This window comes from Endozoicomonas sp., assembly GCF_031844845.1.
Classification (GTDB): Bacteria; Pseudomonadota; Gammaproteobacteria; order Pseudomonadales; family Endozoicomonadaceae; genus Endozoicomonas.
Genome location: NZ_JAVRMB020000408.1, coordinates 1 through 2,845, shown reverse-complemented (window position 1 = coordinate 2,845; position 2,845 = coordinate 1). Strand labels below are relative to the sequence as shown.

2 protein-coding genes are annotated in these 2,845 nt (G+C 51.7%); both read right to left on the bottom strand.

The window, feature by feature from the left end; genetic code table 11:
* Positions 1-1,341, bottom strand: a 1,341-nt coding sequence (gene araA / locus RM811_RS22640) for an L-arabinose isomerase (protein ID WP_402528790.1), incomplete at its 3' end; no start/stop codon positions are given.
* Positions 1,342-1,681: 340 nt separating this feature from the next.
* Positions 1,682-2,497 carry a bifunctional DNA-formamidopyrimidine glycosylase/DNA-(apurinic or apyrimidinic site) lyase gene (gene mutM / locus RM811_RS22635; RefSeq protein WP_402528787.1) on the bottom strand — a complete coding sequence of 272 codons (816 nt, stop codon included), beginning with the start codon at positions 2,495-2,497 and terminating at the stop codon, positions 1,682-1,684.
* Between the last annotated feature and the right edge of the window lie 348 nt (positions 2,498-2,845).

The following is a 2,845-nucleotide window of genomic DNA, read 5'->3' as shown; positions in this document are numbered from 1 at the left end:
GTGGTGGGCACCGCCGGCATAGATCCAGGCGGCTGCTGCAGTCTTCAGGTTTGGCATGGGTTCCCAGAGTGTTGAAGCCACTGGCAAATTGGGCATAGCCTGTTCCGGCGTAACCGCCTTGACCGTGTTGGCAATCAAACGATAATGAGAACCCATTTCCACCAGGGACAGATTGATACCAGCGCCTTCTTTGCCAGTAAAAATAAGGCGGGCAACGTCGCAATTGCAGCCAATGGTGTGACGGTGAATCTCCAGATCGGGTTTTTCGGCAGCAATGCTCGGGCAGACTTCCAGCATGTGCGCACCCAGTACCTGATCGACGCCTGCGAAATTATAGGTGTAATCTTCCATAAACGAAGTGCCACCCTGTAAACCTTCAGACATCACTTTAACGATGCGGGTCATGGCGGCGGTTTTCCAGTCGCCTTCACCACCGTAGCCGTAACCTTTAGCCATCAGGCGTTGGGTGGCCAGCCCCGGCAGGTTGGTGAGGCCGGTGAGGTTTTCAAAAGAGTTGGTGAATGCCTTGCAGTCATTTTCTATAAGAAAGCGTTCCATGCCAGCCTCAAGACGGGCTTCCTGCTCCAGTATCTGACGAGACTCAGGGTTCTCCAGAAGATCAGGCGTCATGGCAAAGCTGTTCCTGTATTCATCCAGTAGCGAGGCAATTTCTTCATCGGTGACGGCAGCCACTGTTTTGGCCAGATCCCCCAGTCCGAAGGCATTGACTTCAAAACCAAACTGAATTTGAGCCGACACCTTGTTGCCTTCGGTCACCGCCACCTGTCGCATATTGTCACCAAAACGGGCGACCTTCAGGGTCTGGGCTTCCATCCAGCCCATGGCTGCACGGCACCAGCTGTCCAGTTCTCCGTGCACTTCCTGATCCTGCCAGTGGCCGACGATGACTTTTCGACCCAGTTGCATGCGGGTACCGATATAACCGAATTCACGATCACCATGAGCACTCTGATTGGTGTTCATGAAGTTCATATTGATTTCACTCCAGGGCAGTCCGGCATTGAACTGGGTATGAAGGTGAGCAAAGGGCTTGTTCAGTTGCTTCAGGCCGGCAATCCACATTTTGGCCGGTGAGAAGGTGTGCATCCATAACACCAGGCCGGCACATTGATCGTCGTTGTTGGCTGCACGGCACAGGTCAACAATGTCTTTCGAGCACTTAACCGTACCTTTATTCACAAAAGGGGCTGCAATGGCTTCACTGACATTGAAGCCCTTAGTCATTTCTTCTGCGTGTTCAGCCACGGCTTCCAGAACTTGCGGGCCGTACAGATCCTGGGAGCCGGTGACAAACCATACTTGCTGTGTAAATGTCTTCATTGTTCAATCCTGTTTGTTGTGAGGAAATTAACACTCGACCGTCATCCCCGCGCAGGCGGGGATCCACTGTTCGTGGTGGGTTCCCGCCTTCGAGGCTGTCGCAAAACCCTCGCTCCCATGCTTTTAGGCCCTGTGGGTCCTGCGTGGGAATGCATACGGATCTGGCCGCATGTGGAGAAACCTCTCCTTGTCCGAACCTGTGGGGGTTTCAGGCTGGTTATTCACTTGTGGCGAGTACGGTATGCATTCCCACGCAGAGCATGGGAACGAGATGTCCGGAGGGTTTGCAACACCCTCCTTCGCGGGAATGACGGTGGTATATTCTTAATCGCAGCTTCCCTTAGCGCTGGCAATTTCTGCAATAACAGCTGCTTCGGTTTCCCAGTTTTATTTCCTGAATAGTTTTTCCACAGGTAAGGCATGGCTGGTCTGCACGCCCGTAGACGGCAAGCTCCTGCTTGAAATAGCCGGGTTTGCCATCGCCACCCACGAAGTCCCTCAGTGTGGTTCCTCCCTGTTCAATCGCCTTTGTCAGCGTCACCTTTATAGATTGAACCAGTCGTTCATAACGGTTTCGGGAGATTTTTCCACAGGCCCGGTCGGGACGAATGCCGGCTTTAAAAAGCGCTTCGCTGGCGTAAATATTACCAACGCCCACCACCACTTTGTTATCCATGATGAAGGTCTTTACCGGCTGCTTTTTCCCCCGGGACATTTGATAAAGGCGCTCTGTAGTGAATTCACTATCAAGGGGTTCTGGTCCAAGGTTTTTGAGGAGTTTATGCTCATTGAGAGGGATTTCAGACCAGAGAACAGCTCCAAAGCGGCGGGGGTCTGTGTATCTCAGTCGTTGACCATCGGTGAAGATGATATCGATGTGGTCGTGTTTTCCCACAGGTTGATCGGTTTTCAATACTCTCAGGCTACCGGACATACCCAGATGCACAATAAGATGACCAGAGCCAGTATCCAGTAGCAGGTATTTTGCCCTTCTTTTCACATGGAGGATGGTTTTACCGCTCAGAATTTTATTAATGTTGTCGGGTACGGGCCAGCGAAGCCTCGACTCACGGACAATAACCTCTTGAACCCTATGCCCTTCAATATGAGGCTCTATACCTCGGCGGGTCGTTTCAACTTCTGGTAACTCAGGCATGTTCATCTGCCCCGATTGTACTTGTGACTGTTATTCGTGATCGAGGGAGAGTATCCCAGCTTTCCGTAAATGAGTCATGATTAAACGGCAAAGTAAGGATAAACACCGCGTGTTATTTCGAAATGAACAATAAATTTATTTGTTAATTCGCTGATAGAATATAGCCCCCATCGCCCCGGGTCTGCTTGGCGTTGGGAGTTGATTCTGTGAGCGAAAATGAGAACAAACCAATCCGCCTTTGCCCGCTATCGAGCGGAGCTTCGTGAACTGCTTTATCTGGCCGGGCCAATTATGGGCGCCCAGTTGGCCACCACAGGGATGACCTTTGTGGATACCAGTATGGCGGGA

Bases quoted from the DNA above. Each gene is read 5' to 3' on its own strand.
- mutM (WP_402528787.1), bottom strand. From the start codon at position 2,497: ATGCCTGAGTTACCAGAAGTTGAAACGACCCGCCGAGGTATAGAGCCT.